We start from the raw sequence: 16092 nt of genomic DNA, 5'->3' as shown, positions 1-16092 counted from the left end.
CTGCTGGGTCTACCCACGGCACGGGGGTGGCTGGCCGTCGCGCGCTGCCGGAGATTCGGCGGCATGTCCCCACAGCACACGCACAACCCGCCCGGCCTGCGAGCCTGGGCCGGGTTACTGGTGATCCTCGGCCCGGTCCTGCTGGTCTCGATGGATGGTTCGATCCTGTTCCTGGCGATGCCCCGGATCGGCCAGGCGCTCGCCCCGAGCGCCGATCAGGCTCTGTGGATCCTGGACAGCTACGGCTTCGCGGTCGGCTCCCTGCTGATCGCCTTCGGCAACCTCGGCGACCGGTACGGCAGGCTGCGGCTGCTCATGATCGGCACGACGGTCTTCGGTCTCGCTTCGGCGGCCGCGGCCTTCGCGCCGAACGCGGAACTGCTGATCACCGCCCGCGCGCTGATGGGCGTGGCCGGGGCGACCCTGCTGCCGTCGGCGCTGGCCGTGCTGAGCGAGCTGTTCACCGATCCGCGGCGGCGGGCGCAGGCCATCGGCATCTTCGCCGCCGCGTTCGCCGCCGGGTTCGCGATCGGCCCGGTGCTCGGCGGTGTCCTGCTGGAACGGTTCTGGTGGGGTTCGGTCTTCCTGATCAACCTGCCCGTGCTCGCCCTGTTCCTGGTGCTCGCGCCGATCCTGCTCCGCGAGGTGCGGGCGGTCCGCCCCGGTCGCGTCGACGTGATCAGCGTGGTGACCTCGGCGGCCGGGCTCCTGCTCGTGGTCTACGCCCTCAAGCACGCCGCCGCCGAAGGGCTGGCGGTCGTCCCGGTGCTGGCCGGGATCGCGGGCCTGGCGTTGCTGGGGTGGTTCGTCCGGCGACAGCGGTGGCTCGAACACCCGCTGGTGGAATTCAAGCTGTTCCGCGACCGCGTCTTCACCGTGGCGGTCATCACCGGACTGCTGCCGCTGGCGGCGTGGTCGGCGGCCGCGTACTTGGCGGGTGTCTACCTCCAGTCCGTTTTGGACCTGCCGGTCCTGCGCACGGCGTTGCTCGCGCTGCCCGGCGCCGCGGTGCTCACGCTCACCTGCGTCGTGACGCCGATGGTGGTCGATCGCATCGGCAAGCGAGCCGCGCTCGTGGCCTGCCACTTCTCCGTCGCGGCCGGCCTGCTGTTGCTGGTGCTGACCGCGACCACGGGCGGGATCGGCTGGTACGTCGCGTCCACTGTGGTCGCCGGTCTGGGGTACGGCATCTCGTTCGCCGTCGTGGCCGACACCGCGGTCGGCGCGGTACCGCCGTCGCGGGCGGGGGCGGCTGGGGCGATCGCCGAGACCAGCAACGAGATCGGCAACGCACTCGGCATCGCGCTGCTCGGCTCGCTCGCCGCCCTGATCTTCCGGATCCAGGGACCCGGCCTCGCGCCCACGCTGGACGAAACACTGGCGCTTCCTCTGGCGGCCGGGGTAGGGGAGGAGGCGAAGGCCGCCTTCGTCAACGGCTTGCACACGGTCGCCGTGGTGGCCGCGGTCCTGCACCTGGCGCTCGGCGCGCTCGCCCTGCGCTGGATCCCGAAACCGGCGACACTGACGACTGTATAACGCCCTATTCAGCCACGCTTTCGGTAAATGCACACCGGTCACCGGCGCGGTGAGCGTCCACCCAAGACCGCTGTAGAGCACGAGGCCATCGTCCGTGGCGACGAGCACGCCGCGGTGGTAGGGCTCCGGGATCGGGCGCACGGCCGAGCTGCGCAGGGGAGTGGTCATCAGATGGCCGGGGATGTCGAAGGTCCACGCGTGGGAGAGGGCGGCGCGCACGGCTTCCCGTGTGGCGCAGACCTTGATCCAGGTGTCCGGTCTGGTCACCGTGGCTGCCACTTCGTCGAGGAGTTCGGCAACCGCCGAGAGGTGAGGTTCATGATCGACAGCCAACCGGAGGCCACCGACAATTCTGGTGTATAACATCCTATACGACAGCGCTTTTTACGAAAATGCCATCAAAGCCAAAAAGAACAGCACAGAAGTCAACGCAGCAGTTCGGTCAGGACGGCGATGCTGTCCTCGCGGTGTCCCTGTTCGACGGCCCGGGTGAGCAGGTCGTGCATCGGGGTGTTCCAGGAGAAGTCGACGCCGGACTCCTGCGCGAGTTCGTGGTCGTGCGCGATGCCCTCGTAGAACAGGCCGAGGGAGGAGGCGGGCCGGGAGTAGTCGCCGGTGTCGATGTGCTCGGCGAGGCTGGGCAGCACGGCGCCGATCATCTCCAGCCACTTCACCGTGTACGGCACGAGTGAGGCGGCGGGCAGGCCGCGCGCGGTGACCAGCGCCGCGCCCTGGAAGAAGCCGAGCAGTGCGGGCAGCAGCGTGCCGCCGACGGCCGATTCGTACAGCGCGGCCAGGTCGACGTCGGTGCCGAGGAACACGGTGTCGCCGCCGAGGGCGCGCAGGAGTTCGGCGTGCCGGTCGAACACGGCCTTCTCGCCGCTGTAGTAGAGCAGGGTGCCGGGTTCGCCGACCGCGTCCGGCACGTTCTTGACCGCGCCGTCGAGGAAGTCGGCGCCGTGTTTGGCGGCCCACGCGGCCATTTCGCGGGCGCCGGCGGGGGTTCCGCTGTTCAAGGTGATCAGGGTGCGGCCGGTGATCGCGCCGGCGGCGGGTTCGAGCGCGGTCAGGGTGGCGTCGTAGGTGGTGAGGCAGGCGATGGTGAGTGGGCTGGCGGCCACGGCGCGGTCGATGTCGGGTACTTCGCGGGAGGCGAGTGCGGGCACGCGGCCGGGCGTGCGGTTCCACACGGTGACGGAGTGCCCGCCGTCGATGAGTGCCTGGGCGAGCGCTGCTCCCATCGCGCCGAGGCCGGCGACGGTGACGTCTGTGCTGTGCATGTGCTGATCTTCGCCGGGCGCGTACCTTCGGGGAAGTACCTACATTTTTGTTCGTATGGGGGGATTCGATGAAGCGGCGGAGCTACACCTGCGGCCTGGACGCGGCGGTGGATGTGATGGGCGGGAAGTGGAAGGCGCTGATCTTGTGGGCGTTGCAGGATGGTCCGCTGCGCTTCGCCGAGGTGCGGCGGGAGGTGCCGGGGATCAGTGAGCGGATGTTGATCCTGTCGTTGCGGGAGCTGGGATCCGCGGGGCTGGTGCACCGGGAGGACTACCGGGAGGTGCCGCCGAAGGTCGAGTACTCGCTGACGGGGTTCGGCCGTTCGCTGCTCGCCGCCATGGTGCCGCTCGGCGAATGGGGCGAGCAGAACATGGCGGCGCTGGAGACTTTACCCCGTGATTAGGGGGAAATCGTGGCGTGGAGGTTGCCGTCTTCGCCTTTGAGGCAGGCGGCGGCGGGGGCTTCGCCGGAGAGGAATTCGCTGAGGCAGCGGCCGAACTGGGCGTGGCCTGCGGCGTTGGGGTGGAAGGATTCCTGGATCGCGTGGTTGGCGCGGTCCACTGAGGACAGGTCGGTCCACTGCACGGTGAGGCGGCTGAACCACTCGTGGGCGGCGTTGGGGCCGCCGCTGCAGGCTTCGTGTCCCGCGCCGGCGCGGGAGAGGTCGAGGAAGCGGGCGCCGGTCTGGGTGGCGGCGGTGCGGAGTCCTTCGGTGAGCTGGGTGATGCCGGGGCCGGCGACCCAGTCGAGGTCTTCGGTGCGGAAGGGGCAGCCGTTGAGGTTGCGGAATTCTTCGGGGATGCCGGGGCCGATGGGGGCGGCGTAGGACTGGAGCACGAGGTCGTAGTCCTCGGGGTCGTAGCCGCGGTCGGCGAGGGCTTTCTTGACGTCGGCGACGGCGGTCACGACGCGGGGGACCATGGCGTCGATCCGGGGCTGCCATTCGGTTTTGAGGCGTTCGCTGCAGGGGGCGGCGCGGATGTCGAACCAGGAGTGGAAGCACTCGGAGATGAGCTGGGAGAAGTGGGGTTCGTCGTTGGCGCCGACGGCGATGACCACGGCGGCGACGCGGTGGGTGGTGGTGAGTTCGCCGAGGCGCTGGGCTTGGGAGGTTTCGGTCCACTGCTTGGTGTCGCCGAAGCCGACCTGGGCGGAGGGGGCGCCGGAGCAGGCGAAGTTCATCTTCGCCTCGATGCCGGGGACCTCGGTCTCGTACACGGTGGCGTTGGGTGAGCGGTGGCACCAGTTGCCGTTGAGGCCGTTGGTGTCCGGGGTGTAGAGGCCGGCGCCTTCGCCGGAGAGGGTGCTGTCGCCGAGGGTGACGAGGGTGAGGGGGCCGGTGCCGGGTGGGCCGGGGGGTTCGAGTGGCCTGCCGGGCTGGGATTCGGGTCCGGCGAGCACGAAGATCGCCACCAGGGCCGTCACGAACGCGAGCGCGCCCGCGCTCATCCACCACCGAGACCGTCGCATCGTGGCCCAGTCTAGGAGATCAGGTCTGTGCCACGGGTAAGGCGACCGCGTCGGGGAGTTCGCGTTCGACGTGGCGGACGCGGGGGCGCAGGTAGGTGGTGGTGATCACCAGCAGGAGTGCCGGTCCGGCGAGGAGGAAGACCACGGCGATGCCGCCGCCTTGGCCGAGGCCGAGGTTCTGGGCGATGGGGGTGCCGAAGAGCTGGGCGACGGGTCCGGCGAGGCCGTAGGCGAGTGGTTCGGCGGACCAGGCGACCATGCGGCGGATGGCGAAGACGCGGCCTTGTTTGTCCTGGGGGGTTTTGAGTTGCCAGAGGGTGGAGGTGGCGGCGTTGGTGACGGCGTAGCCGCCGAGGATGCCGAACATGCCGGCGGCGAGCATCCAGACGGATTGTTCGAGGCCCATGGCGAGGACGAGGACGGCGTGGCAGGTGGCGACGGTGAGGATGGCGCGGATGAGTCGCTGGGGGCCGCGGGTGGTGCTGATGAGGAGGCTGACGATGGTCATGCCGGTCCAGCCGATGGCGTTGACGATGCCGAGGTCGGCGGGGGTGTGGGTGCTGAGCACGAGTGGGGGGACGAGCACGATGGCCATTTCCATGACCAGGTTGTTGGCGGCGAAGAAGAGCAGGAGGCCGAGGAGTCCTGGGCGCTGGCGGATGAAGCGCCAGCCTTCGAGGAGTTCGTCGCGGTGGGAGGTGGTGGTGTGGTCGGTGCTGGGGTGGCGGGGTTCGGCGGGGAGCCAGCGGAAGGAGTAGAGGAGGGTGCCGAGTGCGGCGGCGAGGGTGAGCAGGTCGATGGCGAGCAGGCCGCGGAGGCCGACGAGGGCGTAGAGGCCGCCGCCGAGCAGGGCGCCGAAGACCTGGCCTGCGGCTTCGATGAGGGAGACGCGGCCGTTGGCTTTGCCGAGGTCGTCCTTGGTGACCAGTTGCGGGACGAGGGCGGAGAAGGCGGGCCATTGGAAGGCTTTGAAGATCGCGCCGGTGCCGACGAGGACGTAGATGTGCCAGAGCTGGAGTGTGCCGGTGGTGTGCAGGAGGACGACGCCGGCGGGGGCGAGTGCGGCGCCGGTGTCGGACAGGAGCATGACGCGGCGGCGGTCCCAGCGGTCGACGAGTGCGCCGGCGACGGGGAGCACGAGGAGGGCGGGGAGGGAGGCGGCGAGGATGAGGGTGGCGAAGTAGGTGGGGGAGCCGGTGTCGAGGAAGACCCAGACGCCGATGCCGAAGGTGGTCATCGCCGAGCCGATGAGGGAGACGCCTTGGCCTGCCCAGATCAGGTTGAACACGCGCACGTCAGCGTCCTTCTGGTTCGGTCACGGCGTGGTGGAGGGTGGTGAGGAAGTCCCGCAGGCGTCGTTCGATGCCGTCGGGGGTGAAGAGGGTGGTGTTGTGTTCGAGCCAGCCGGACAGGCCGTGGGGGGTGCGGTAGCAGCGGAGGTGGAGTTCGTAGCGGCTGGTGCCGCGGTCGAGGGTGGTGGGGGTGGTGGTGAGGCCGGTGAGGTCGGCGGTGGGGGTGGGGAGGTTCTGCATGCCGAACATGACCTGGCAGCGGGGGCGGTGGAGTAGTTCGTAGGGGGTGTGCTGGTGTTCCCAGGTTTCGAGCACGGTGTGGCGGACGCGGGTGAGCAGTTCGCGGAAGGTGGGGTGGCCGTGGAGGTCGGCGGGGATTGACAGGATGTTGGCGTAGGGGCCTGCGGTGTGTTCGCTGGCGGGGTCGGGGCGGTTGCTGACGGGGACGGCGATGGGGAAGCGGTCCTGGCCGGTTTGCTGGTGGAGCCAGCGTTGGGTGGCGGCGAGCAGGACCATGAATTCGGTGGTGCCGGTTTCGGTGGCGAGGGTGTGGACGGCGTGGGCGGTGGTGGGGTCGATGTCGAAGTAGCGGGTGGCGCCGTCGAGGGTGGGCCGGTGCGGGCGGGGGTGGTCGGTGGGGAGGTCGAGTCGTGGTGGGGTGCGGTCGAGCAGGTGGGTCCAGAAGTCCACATCGGACTCCTGGGTGGGGGTGTAGCGGGTGACCGGGGGTAGTTGCGGGGTGCGGTCGGCGAGTTGGGCGTTGTAGTACTCGGTGAGGTCGCGTTGGAGGATGGAGAGGGTCCAGCCGTCGGCGGCGATGTGGTGCACGGTGAGGGCGAACAGGTGTTTGCCGGGGCCGAAGCGGATGAGGGCGGCGCGGATGGGTGGCTCGCCGGCGAGGTCGAACGGGGTGCGTAGTTCGGTTTCGGCCTGGGCGGTGGCTTCGGCTTCGGTGGTGGCGGTGCCGCGGTGGAAGCGGATGAGCACGTGGGGTTCGAGGTGGGCGCGGTCGGTGAAGCGGGTGCGCAGGATTTCGTGGCGGGCGACGGTGGCGTCGACGGCGCGGGCGAGCGCGATCTCGTCGAGTGGGCCGTCGAGGATGGCGGCGAAGCCGATGTGGTAGGCGGCGGTGCCGGGGTGTTCGCGGGTGTGGGCGAGGATGGCGCGCTGGGCCGGGGTGAGTTCGGTGGTGGATTCCCTCAGCGGCGACGGTTCGGTGGTGGGGCCGGTTCGGGCATCGAGCCAGGCGGCGAGTCCGGCGACGGTCGGGGTGTCGAGCACGGTGCGCAGGGGCAGTGAGTGGCCGAAGGCGCGGCGGATGCGGGCGGCGAGTTGGGCGGCGAGCAGTGAGTGGCCGCCGTGGGTGAAGAAGTCGTCGTCGCGGCCGGTGTCGTCGCGGTCGAGCAGTTCGTCGAACAGGGACGCGAGCACGGCTTCGGTGGGTGACTTGGCCGTGCCGGGGGTGTGTTCGGCGGGGGTTTCGAGTGCCGCGAGGGCTTTCTTGTCGACCTTGTTGTTGGCGGTGCGGGGGAGTGCGGGCAGGGCGTGGATCCGGGAGGGGATCTGGTATTCGGGCAGCAGGCCGCGGAGTTCGTCGCGCAGGGCGGTGCCGTGGAGGGTGGCGGGGGTGACGTAGGCGGTCAGGTGTGCGGGGGTGCCGGTGGCGAGGACGGCGGCTTCGGTGACGCCGGGCAGGCCGCGGAGCACGTTTTCGATGCCGGTGGGTTCGACGCGGTTGCCGCGGATCTTGACCTGGTCGTCGAGGCGGCCGAGGAAGCGGAGGGTGCCGTCGTGGTCGCGGCGGGCGAGGTCGCCGGTGCGGTAGGCGCGGGCGCCGGGTTCGCCGGCGAAGGGGTCGGGGACGAAGCGTTCGGCGGTGAGGGCGGGCCGGTGGTGGTAGCCCTGGGCGAGGCGGCTGCCGCCGATCCAGACTTCGCCGGGTACGCCGAGGGGGGCGAGGTCGCCGTGGCGGTCGACGATCCAGAGGCGGGCGCCGGCGGCGGGGAGGCCGAGTGGTGCGGGTCCTTCGGTGCCGGTGGTGATGGGGTGGCTGGTGGTGGTCATGGTGGCTTCGGTGGGGCCGTACTGGTTGACCACCAGTGGCTTGCCGCCGAAGGTGGCGCGGGTGCGGGCGCAGTCGGCGAGGTCGAGTGCTTCGCCGGCGGTGAGGACGAGGCGCAGGTGTTCCCCGTGTCCGGTTCGGGCGGCGCCGAGGATGGCGCGCAGGAGGGTGGGGACGACGCTGAGCAGGCAGGTGACCTGTTCGCGGTCGATGGTTTCGAGGATGGCTTCGGGGTCGGCGGCCTGGTCGTGGTCGAGCAGGGCGACGCGGGCGCCGGTGGTCAGGGGGCCGAAGAGGTCGCGGATGGCGGCGTCGAAGGGCAGGGCGGCGAGTTGGAGGACGGTGTCGCCGGGGCCGAGGCCGAAGTGGGTGCCGAGGTAGTCGGCGAGGTATTCGGCGGCGGCGCGGTGTGGGGTGCGGACGCCTTTGGGTTTGCCGGTGGAGCCGGAGGTGTAGACGAGGTAGGCGAGGTCGTCGGGGTCGATGGTGACCTGGGGTGGTTCGGTGTTTCCGGTGAAGGTGAGTTGGTCGACGACGAGTGCGGCGCCGCTGTCTTCGACGAGTTCGTGGCGTCGTGCTGGTGGGTGGTGCGGGTCGAGGGCGAGGTAGGCGCAGCCGGCGCGCCAGGTGCCGAGGATGGCGATCGCCTGGTCCGGGCCGCGTTCCAGGCACAGGGCGATGAGCTGTCCTGGATGGACGCGGGTGAGCAGGTGGTGGGCGAAGCGGTTGGCGTGTTCGTCGAGTTCGCGGTAGGTCAGGCCCGGTACGGCGGGGGCGTCGGGGGTGCGGGTGGTCTGGGCGGTGAAGAGTTCGGGCAGGGTACGGGGGTCGCCGGTGGTGGTGCCGGGGGTGAGTGCGGTGCGTTCGGCGGTGGTGAGGACGGTGTGCTCGGTCAGTGGTTTGTCCGGGTCGGCCAGTGCACCGCCGAGGAGGGTGAGCAGGTGCCCGGCGAGGCGTTCGACGCGGCCGGGTTCGAATTTGGCGGTGCGGTGGACGAGCCAGCCGCTGGTGCCGTCTTCGTCGAAGAGCAGGTTGAGGTCGGCTTTGGAGTGCGCGGGCACGAAGGGTTCGGGTTCGAGGACGACGTCGTCGGCGAAGTGGGTGGTGCCCGGCATCGGGTCGATGGTGACGCTGTAGCGGGTGAGGGCGGCGCCGTCGAGGCCGAGGTCGTCGACGAGCCGGTCGAAGGGCAGGGTGCGGTGTTCGTAGGCGGCGAGCACGGTGTCGCGGACGGTGTGCAGGAGTTCGCGGTAGGTGCCGGTGGTGGCCAGGCGGAGGACGACGGTGTTGAGCAGCAGGCCGGCGACGTCCTCGAGTTCGGGGCGGGCGCGGTCGGCGACCGGCATGGTGAGCACGAGGTCGTCGTGGCCGGTGTAGCGGCTGAGGAGGGCGGCGTAGGCGGCGAGCAGGCCCATGAACGGGGTGCAGCCTTCGTCGGCGGCGAGCGCGGTCAGCCGGGTGGTGAGGTCGGCGGGCACGGTGAAGTGGTGCGCGGCCCCGGCCGAGCCGCCGTTGTCGGTGTGGTCGGCGGGCAGGCCGGGTACGGGTGGCAGGTCGGCGAGCTGGGTGCGCCAGTAGTCCAGTGCGCCGGTGTGGTCGAGGCGGTTCTGCCAGGCGGCGTAGTCGGCGGCGGCGAGACGGCGCCGGGGCGGGGTAGTGCCGGTGTAGGCGGTGCGCAGGTCGTCGAGCAGCACCTTGATCGACCAGCCGTCCACGATGGCGTGGTGGAAGGTCAGGGCGAGCACGTGTTCGGTGTCGCCCAGGGTGATGATGGCGGCGCGGGCGAGTGGTCCGGTGGCCAGGTCGAAGCGGTGGGCGGCTTCGGCGGCGAGGATCGCGTCGAGTTCGCCGGGGGTGGCCGTCACGGTGGTCACCGGGATCGGTGTTTCGATGAGGGCGCGTCCGGGGCGGCCGTCGGTGGCGGGGAACGCGGTGCGCAGGGCTTCGTGGGTCGCGGCGAGGGTGTGGATGGCGGTGGTGAGGGCGTCGGTGTCGAGTGGGCCGTGGAGGCGGCAGATGGCCGGGAGGTTGTAGGCCGGGTCGCCGGGGTCGAGCTGGTCGACGAACCACAGGCGGGCTTCGGCGGCGGAGAGCGTGGTGCGGTCTTCGGCCGGGGTGACCTCGGGCAGGGCGGGGCCGGTCGCCTCGGTGAGCCGGGTGGCGAGGCGGGCGATGGTGGTGGCTTCGAACAGCGTGCGCAGCGGGACGGGGACGCCGAGGGTTTCGCGGACGCGGCTGGCCACCTGCACGGCGAGCAGGGAGTGCCCGCCGAGGGCGAAGAAGTCGTCGTCGCGGCCGATCTGGTCGACGCCGAGCACTTCGGCCCAGATTTCGGCGAGCCGTTGTTCGGCGGGGGTTTCGGGGGCGAGGTAGGGCTTGGCGACGGCGCTGTTCTCGCCGGGGGCGGGCAGTTTGGCGCGGTCGGTTTTGCCGCTGGAGGTCTGCGGGATGCGGTCGAGGTGGGTGTAGGAGGCGGGGACCATGTAGGCGGGCAGGTGCGTGGCGAGCCAGTCGCGCAGGATCCCGGGTTCGGGTGGGGTGGGGGCGGTGACGTAGGCGGCGAGCTGGTCGCCGCGGACGACGACCACGGCTTGGTCCACGGTGTCGTGTTCGGCGAGCACGGCTTCGATTTCGCCGAGTTCGATGCGGTGGCCGCGGAGTTTGACCTGGTGGTCGATGCGGCCGAGGCAGTCGAGTTGCCCGTCGGCGCGCCAGCGGCCGAGGTCGCCGGTGCGGTAGAGGCGGTCGCCGCCGAACGGGTCGGGGACGAAGCTTTCCGCGGTGCGGTCGGGGCGGCCGAGGTAGCCGCGTGCGAGTTGGACGCCGCCGACGCAGATTTCGCCCGGGACGCCGATGGGTTGCGGGCGCAGGTCTTCGTCGAGGACGTAGCAGCGGGTGTTGGCGATGGGCCTGCCGATGGGGACGCCGGGTTCGCCGTGGTGGGTGTCGCCGGCGGTGACGAGCACGGTGGTCTCGGTCGGGCCGTAGGCGTTGATCAGCGTGGCGTCCACTGTGGACAGGAAGCTGTCGCGCAGTTCGGGTGGCAGGGTCTCGCCCGCGCTCTGCACGAGGTCGAGCGAGTCCAGTGAGCCGCCGTCGGCGGCGACGAGCGCGGTCAGCATGGTGGGCACGAAGTGGGCGCGGGTGACGCCTTCCTCGGCGATCAGGCGCCGCAGGTAGCCCGGGTCGCGGTGCCCGCCGGGTTCGGCGATGACCAGCCGGGCGCCGCCGTGCAGCGCGGTGAACAGTTCGGCGACGGAGACGTCGAAGGTGACGTTGGTCTTGAACAGCACGGCGTCGCCGGGTGCGGGGCCGTAGGTCTCCAGTTGCCAGCGGATGTGGTTGTGGGCGGCGCGGTGGCTGAGCATCACGCCCTTGGGCCTGCCGGTGGAGCCGGAGGTGTAGAAGACGTAGGCGAGGTCGTCGGGGTCGACGCGCACGGTGGGCGGGTGGCCGGGTCCTTCGGGGATCTGGTGCAGGTCGAGGGTGGCGCAGGCGCTCACGCGGGGGGCGAGGGCGGCGTCGGTGACCACCAGTTCGGCGCCGGCGTCTTCGAGCACGCCGGTGGTGCGGGCGTCGGGGTTGTCGGGGTCCAGCGGCAGGTACGGGGCTCCGGAGCGCAGGACGCCGAGGATGGCGACCACGAGGTCGGCCGAGCGTTCGAGCAGGATGCCGATGGGCCGGTCGGGGGTGGCGCCGAGGCCGATCAGGTGGTGGGCCAGGCGGTCGGCGCGCCGGCCGAGGTCGCGGTAGGTGAGCTGTTCGCCGCCGCCGGACAGGGCGATCAGGTCACCGTCCACTGCGGACAGGTCGGCGAGGTTGGTGGGGGTGCCGTAGTCGGCGGCGGGTCCTGGCCAGTGCCCGGTGACCAGTTCGCGTTCCGCGGCGCTCATCAGCGGCAGGTCCCCGACCGGGGTGGCGGGGTCGGCGACGGCGGCGCGGATGAGGTTTTCGAGGTGGTCGAGCAGGCGGGCGGCGGTGGTTTCGTCCCAGCGGTCGCGGCCGTACTCCAGTTCCAGTTCGAGGCGCCCGGCGTCCTCCCCGGCGTCGAGGGTCAGCTCGAACTTGGCGTGGCCGGTGCCGGGGCGGGGCACGTAGGTCATCAGCACCTCGCCCAGGCGCACCGGCTCGCGGTCGACGGTGATCCAGTTGAGCAGCACGCCGAACACCGGGGTGGCGGCGAGGTCGCGGTCCAGCGGCAGTTCGCCGACCACGGTTTCGAAGGGCACGTCCTGGTGGGAGAACCCGGTGGCGGCCGTGGTGCGGACCTGGGCGAGCAGGTCGGCGAAGGGGGTGCGCCCGTCGAACCGGGAGCGCAGCGCCACGGTGTTGACGAACAATCCGATCAGCGGTTCGGCCTCGGGCACGGTCCGCCCGGCCACCGAGGTGCCCACGACGATGTCGGACTGGCCGCTGTAGCGGTGCAGCAGGCTCTGGAAGCAGGCGAGCAGCACCATGAACGAGGTGACGCCGCTGCGGCGGGCGAGGCCGTGCAGGTCCGCGGTGAGCGCGGGGTCCAGGTGGGTGCGGACCAGCCCCGCGCGGCCGGTCGGTGCCTGTGGCCGGTCGGCGGGCAGTTGCAGTCGTGCGGGGGCGTCGGAGAGCTGTTCGGTCCAGTAGTCGAGCTGGGTGCGGTAGGCGCCGCCGGTGAGCTGGTCGCGTTGCCAGGCGGCGAAATCGGCGTACTGCAGGGCCAGTGGCGCGGGTTCGGGCAGGCCGGCGTAGCCGTCGGCGAGTTCGCGCAGCAGGATGTCGATCGAGGAGCCGTCGAAGGCGATGTGGTGCAGTGTGAGCACCAGGTGGTGGCTGGTCTCCCCGGCGCGGATCAGCAGTGCCCGCCACACCGGGCCGGTGCGCAGGTCGAACGGGCGGCGGAACTCGGCCAGCACCTGCGCGTCGAGGTCGGGTTCCTGGTCGGCGTGCCGCAGTTGCACCGGTGTCGCGGCGACGACCTGGAACTCTTCGGCGCCCCGGCGTTCGTAGACGGTGCGCAGGATTTCGTGGCGGCGTTCGACGCGGCGCAGCGCGTTTTCGAGGCGGTCGGCGTCGAGCGGTCCGTCCAGCCGGAAGGGGAACAGCACGTGGTAGGTCGCCGCGCCCGGGTGCAGTTCTTCGAGGAACAGCATGCGTTCCTGCGCGGGCGAGGCCCGGCGCGGTCCCGTGGTCCGCGGGATGGTCCGTGCCTTCGCCCGCGCGAGCCGCTTGTCCAGCAAGGCCTGGAGGCGGGTGTCCGTGCTCATGCGTCGAGTTCTTCGAGCAGCACGGCCTCCACGACCGCGGAGAACTCGCCGAGGGTCTGGTTGTCCAGCACGGCCGTCATCGGCACGTCGACTTCGAGTGCGGCTTTGACCCTGGCCATGAGCTGGGTGATCAGCAGCGAATGCCCGCCGAGGTCGAAGAAGTTGTCCACCACCCCGACGCGCTCGACCCCGAGCACTTCGCTCCACAGCTCGGCGATCGCCTTCTCGACCGGGGTGCCCGGCTCGATGTAGGGCACGGGCGGCTGGGGCGCGGGCAGGGCGCGGCGGTCCAGTTTCCCGTTCGGGGTGACCGGCAGCGCGTCCAGCACGACGAGCTGCGAGGGCACCATGTAGGCGGGAAGCCGCTGGGCGAGCTGCTCGCGCAGCACGGCGACGTCGGGTTCCTCACCGGGGGAGCGGACCACGTACCCGATCAGTTGCTCGTCGAGCACCAGCGCCACGGCCGAGGCCACCCCGGGTCCGGCGGCCAGCGCCGACTCCACCTCGCCCAGCTCGATCCGGAACCCGCGCAGCTTGACCTGGTCGTCCTGGCGGCCGAGGAACTCGAGGGTGCCGTCGGCCCAGTACTTCGCGCGGTCACCGGTGGCGTAGAGGCGGGCGCCGGGCACGTCGCCGAACGGGTCCGGGATGAACTTGTCCGCGGTCTTGGCCGGGTCGCCGTGGTAGCCCAGTGCGAGGCAGTTCCCGCCGATGTAGAGGTCTCCGGGCGCGCCGACCACGGCCGGGCGCAGGCCGCCGTCGAGCACGTAGTAGCGCGCGTTGTCGATGGGCCTGCCGTAGGGGATGCTCGCCCAGCCCGGGTCCACGCGCTCGACGGGGAAGAAGTTCGACCAGATCGCCGCTTCGGTGGCGCCCCCCAGCGCGATCACCCGTGGTGCGCCGAAAGCGGTGCGGACCGAGTCGGGCAGCGTGACCGGTACCCAGTCGCCGCTGAGGAACACCAGCCGCAGCGAGTGTTCCGCCCGCGGGCCGCGCAGCGCGAAGAACGGCTCCAGTTGCTGCAGTGCCGCCGGGGCGGAGTCCCAGAAGGTGATCGGCTCGTCGTCCAGGATGGACAGCAGCCGCCGCGGGTCGCGGATCTCCTCGTCGGTGGCCACCCGGATGCTGCCCCCGGCGGCGAGCACGCCGAACACGTCGTACACCGACAGGTCGAAACCCAGCGAGGTGAGGAACAGGACCCGGTCGGCCGGGCCCATGCCGTGGGTGGTGTTGACCCATTCGATCAGGTTGACCACCGGCGCGTGGGACAGCAGCACACCCTTCGGGGTGCCGGTGGACCCGGAGGTGAAGATGACGTAGGCCTGGTCGTCGGGTTGCGCGCGCCGGGGCTGCGGGGCGCCGGGGGCGGGTTCGGCCAGTGCCCAGCCCGGGGTGCCGTCCGGTTCGCCGACCCACAGGACTTCGCGGTCGCCGAGTTCGCGGGCGGCGGTGACCTGGTCGCGGTCGGTGATCAGCACCGGTGCTTGCAGGGTGGCGAGCAGGGTCTGCGCGCGTTCGGGTGGCAGCGACGGCTCGATCGGGGCGTACGCGGCGCCGGCCTTGAGCACCCCGAGCAACGCGACCACGGTGTGCACGCTGCGCCGCAACCGCAGCGCCACGAAATCGCCGGGGCCGACCCCGGAGGCGGCGAGCCGGCGCGCGAGTTTCCCGGCCGCGTCGTCGAGTTCGGCGTAGGTGAGCCGGTGCTCGCCCTGGACGACGGCGAGCGCGTCCGGCGTGCGGGCGGCCTGCGCTTCGACCAGTTCGTGGATGCAGGCCGGGTTCCGCCGCACCGCGGTGTCGTTCCACCGCCGCAGGATCCGGTTCTCCTCTTCGGGCGTGAGCACGGTGAACTCGTGCAGTGCGGTCGCGCCGGAACGCAGGACCATCTCGTTGAGCAGCCGGTCGAGGTCGTCGAGCAGGCGGCGCGCGTCGGCGGCGCTGATCCGGTCGCGCGCGTAGTCCAGGCGCACCCGCAGGTTCGGCTCACCGAGATCGAGGCGCAGTTCCATGGGGTGGTGGGTGCCGGTGTCGTGGTCCCAGCGCACCACCTTGTCGAACAGCGCGGTGCCCTCGGCCAGCCCGGCGAGCGCGGCCAGTTCGGCCTCGGTGGGCGCGGGCTGCGCGAGCCCGGCTTCGAGCTGGGCGCGCAGGCTCGCGAGGAACGCGGTCAGCGGCAGGTCGTAACGCAGGCGCACCCGCAGCGGCGTCGGCCGGTCCACCCCGGCCGGGCGCACCCCGAACACCACGTCGGAGGTGCCCGCGTGCGCGGCGAGCACCAGGCTCCAGGCCGCGGCCACCACGTGCTCCGGTGGCACCCCGGCGGGCGCGCCCGCCTGCTTCAGGCCCGCCAGCGACGCGGACTCGCATTCCACGGTGGCGCTACCGGCCTCGGTGCCGGCGGCGCGTTCACTGCCGAGCCGGGTCGGCTCGGCGAAGCCGGCCAGCCGATCGGTCCAGAATTCCTGGTTCACCAGGGGCCTCCTCATCCTCGAGCAGTTTCGGCAGCTCGTTGGCGATGGTCCGCAGCGGATCGAGCACCAGCGGCCCGCCCGCCCGCGCCCGCCACCACCGGGTCAGCAGGTGCACTTCGGTGCACCCGGCGATCACCCCGCGGCAGCCGTACCGCGTGACCAGGTCCTCGACCTGCGCGGCGAGTTCCGCGCCGGCCGGTTCGCGCTTGAGCCGGTAGAGCAGCCGGTGGATCTCCTCCTGCGTGCCCGGCGGGGGCAGCACCACCTGGTGCGCCACCGACGGCCAGCGCGGGTCCGACTCGAACACCCGCGCCGCGCGGGTGCCGCTGGTGGCCAGCAGCAGGTACGGGCCGTCGCCGCCGACCTCGAGATCGTCGAACACCACGTCCACCAGCGAGATCAGCTTCGCCCGCAGGCCGGGGTCGAGCCGCCGGACGAAGTGGTGCGCGGTGACGCAGGTCAGCACGATCCGCGTGGCGCCCTGATCGGCCAGTGACTGCAACCGCTGCCGCAGGCGCGCGGTGAACTCCACGTCCCGGCCTTCACGGATGGCTTCGGTGCGGTCGGGGAACGCCGGGTCGGAGTCGAGCAGGCAGCGCGGCAGCTCTTGCTCGGTCGCGGGCCCGTGCCGCTCGTCCGCGGTCTCGTAGATCGTGCGGAGGAATTCGGCCGAGGCGTAGGGCCCCATGCCGCCGAGAATGCCGAGCACCGCCGCCACACCCGGCTCCTTTCCTTCA

At 71.5% G+C, this 16092-nt stretch carries 8 protein-coding genes; 2 read left to right on the top strand and 6 right to left on the bottom strand.

Annotated features, from left to right (window positions below; all coding sequences use genetic code 11):
- Nucleotides 1–63 precede the first annotated feature (63 nt).
- Nucleotides 64–1536 (top strand): MFS transporter, encoded by a 1473-nt coding sequence (locus tag L3Q67_RS34335; RefSeq protein WP_499185563.1) that lies wholly within the window; start codon nucleotides 64–66, stop codon nucleotides 1534–1536.
- A 425-nt stretch (nucleotides 1537–1961) separates the two neighbouring features.
- Here the strand turns inward: L3Q67_RS34335 and L3Q67_RS34330 are convergent, their stop codons facing one another.
- Nucleotides 1962–2816 carry an NAD(P)-dependent oxidoreductase gene (locus L3Q67_RS34330; RefSeq protein ID WP_499185562.1) on the bottom strand — a complete coding sequence of 285 codons (855 nt, stop codon included), beginning with the start codon at nucleotides 2814–2816 and terminating at the stop codon, nucleotides 1962–1964.
- Between the two features lie 68 nt (nucleotides 2817–2884).
- Here L3Q67_RS34330 and L3Q67_RS34325 point away from each other — a divergent pair, with 68 nt between their 5' ends.
- Entirely contained in the window at nucleotides 2885–3220 is a 336-nt protein-coding gene (locus tag L3Q67_RS34325; protein WP_499185561.1) for a winged helix-turn-helix transcriptional regulator, read from the top strand.
- Here L3Q67_RS34325 and L3Q67_RS34320 read toward each other — a convergent pair.
- From L3Q67_RS34320 to L3Q67_RS34300, 5 genes are read right to left on the bottom strand one after another with little or no spacing between them, the layout of a single operon-like run.
- Nucleotides 3217–4287 (bottom strand): SGNH/GDSL hydrolase family protein, encoded by a 1071-nt coding sequence (locus tag L3Q67_RS34320; protein ID WP_499185560.1) that lies wholly within the window; start codon nucleotides 4285–4287, stop codon nucleotides 3217–3219. The two genes, L3Q67_RS34325 and L3Q67_RS34320, sit on opposite strands and share 4 nt — an antisense overlap.
- A gap of 19 nt (nucleotides 4288–4306) precedes the next feature.
- Entirely contained in the window at nucleotides 4307–5581 is a 1275-nt protein-coding gene (locus tag L3Q67_RS34315) for an MFS transporter (protein WP_499185559.1), read from the bottom strand.
- A gap of 1 nt (nucleotide 5582) precedes the next feature.
- Nucleotides 5583–12881, bottom strand: coding sequence for a non-ribosomal peptide synthetase (locus tag L3Q67_RS34310; RefSeq protein ID WP_499185558.1), 7299 nt, complete (start codon nucleotides 12879–12881; stop codon nucleotides 5583–5585).
- The gene (locus L3Q67_RS34305) at nucleotides 12878–15355 is read right to left on the bottom strand and encodes a non-ribosomal peptide synthetase (protein WP_499185557.1); all 2478 of its coding nucleotides are present in this window, start codon (nucleotides 15353–15355) and stop codon (nucleotides 12878–12880) included. The genes L3Q67_RS34310 and L3Q67_RS34305 overlap by 4 nt, the downstream gene beginning before the upstream one ends.
- Complete coding sequence (locus L3Q67_RS34300) at nucleotides 15291–16073, bottom strand: aspartate/glutamate racemase family protein (protein ID WP_499185556.1); 783 nt, start codon at nucleotides 16071–16073, stop codon at nucleotides 15291–15293. The genes L3Q67_RS34305 and L3Q67_RS34300 overlap by 65 nt, the downstream gene beginning before the upstream one ends.
- Nucleotides 16074–16092: the final 19 nt, after the last annotated feature.

The sequence above is a fragment of the Saccharothrix sp. AJ9571 genome, assembly GCF_021725495.1.
Classification (GTDB): domain Bacteria; phylum Actinomycetota; class Actinomycetes; order Mycobacteriales; family Pseudonocardiaceae; genus Amycolatopsis; species Amycolatopsis magusensis.
The sequence above is the reverse complement of the archived record's forward strand: the minus strand, read 5'-3'. Positions and strand labels throughout refer to the sequence as shown.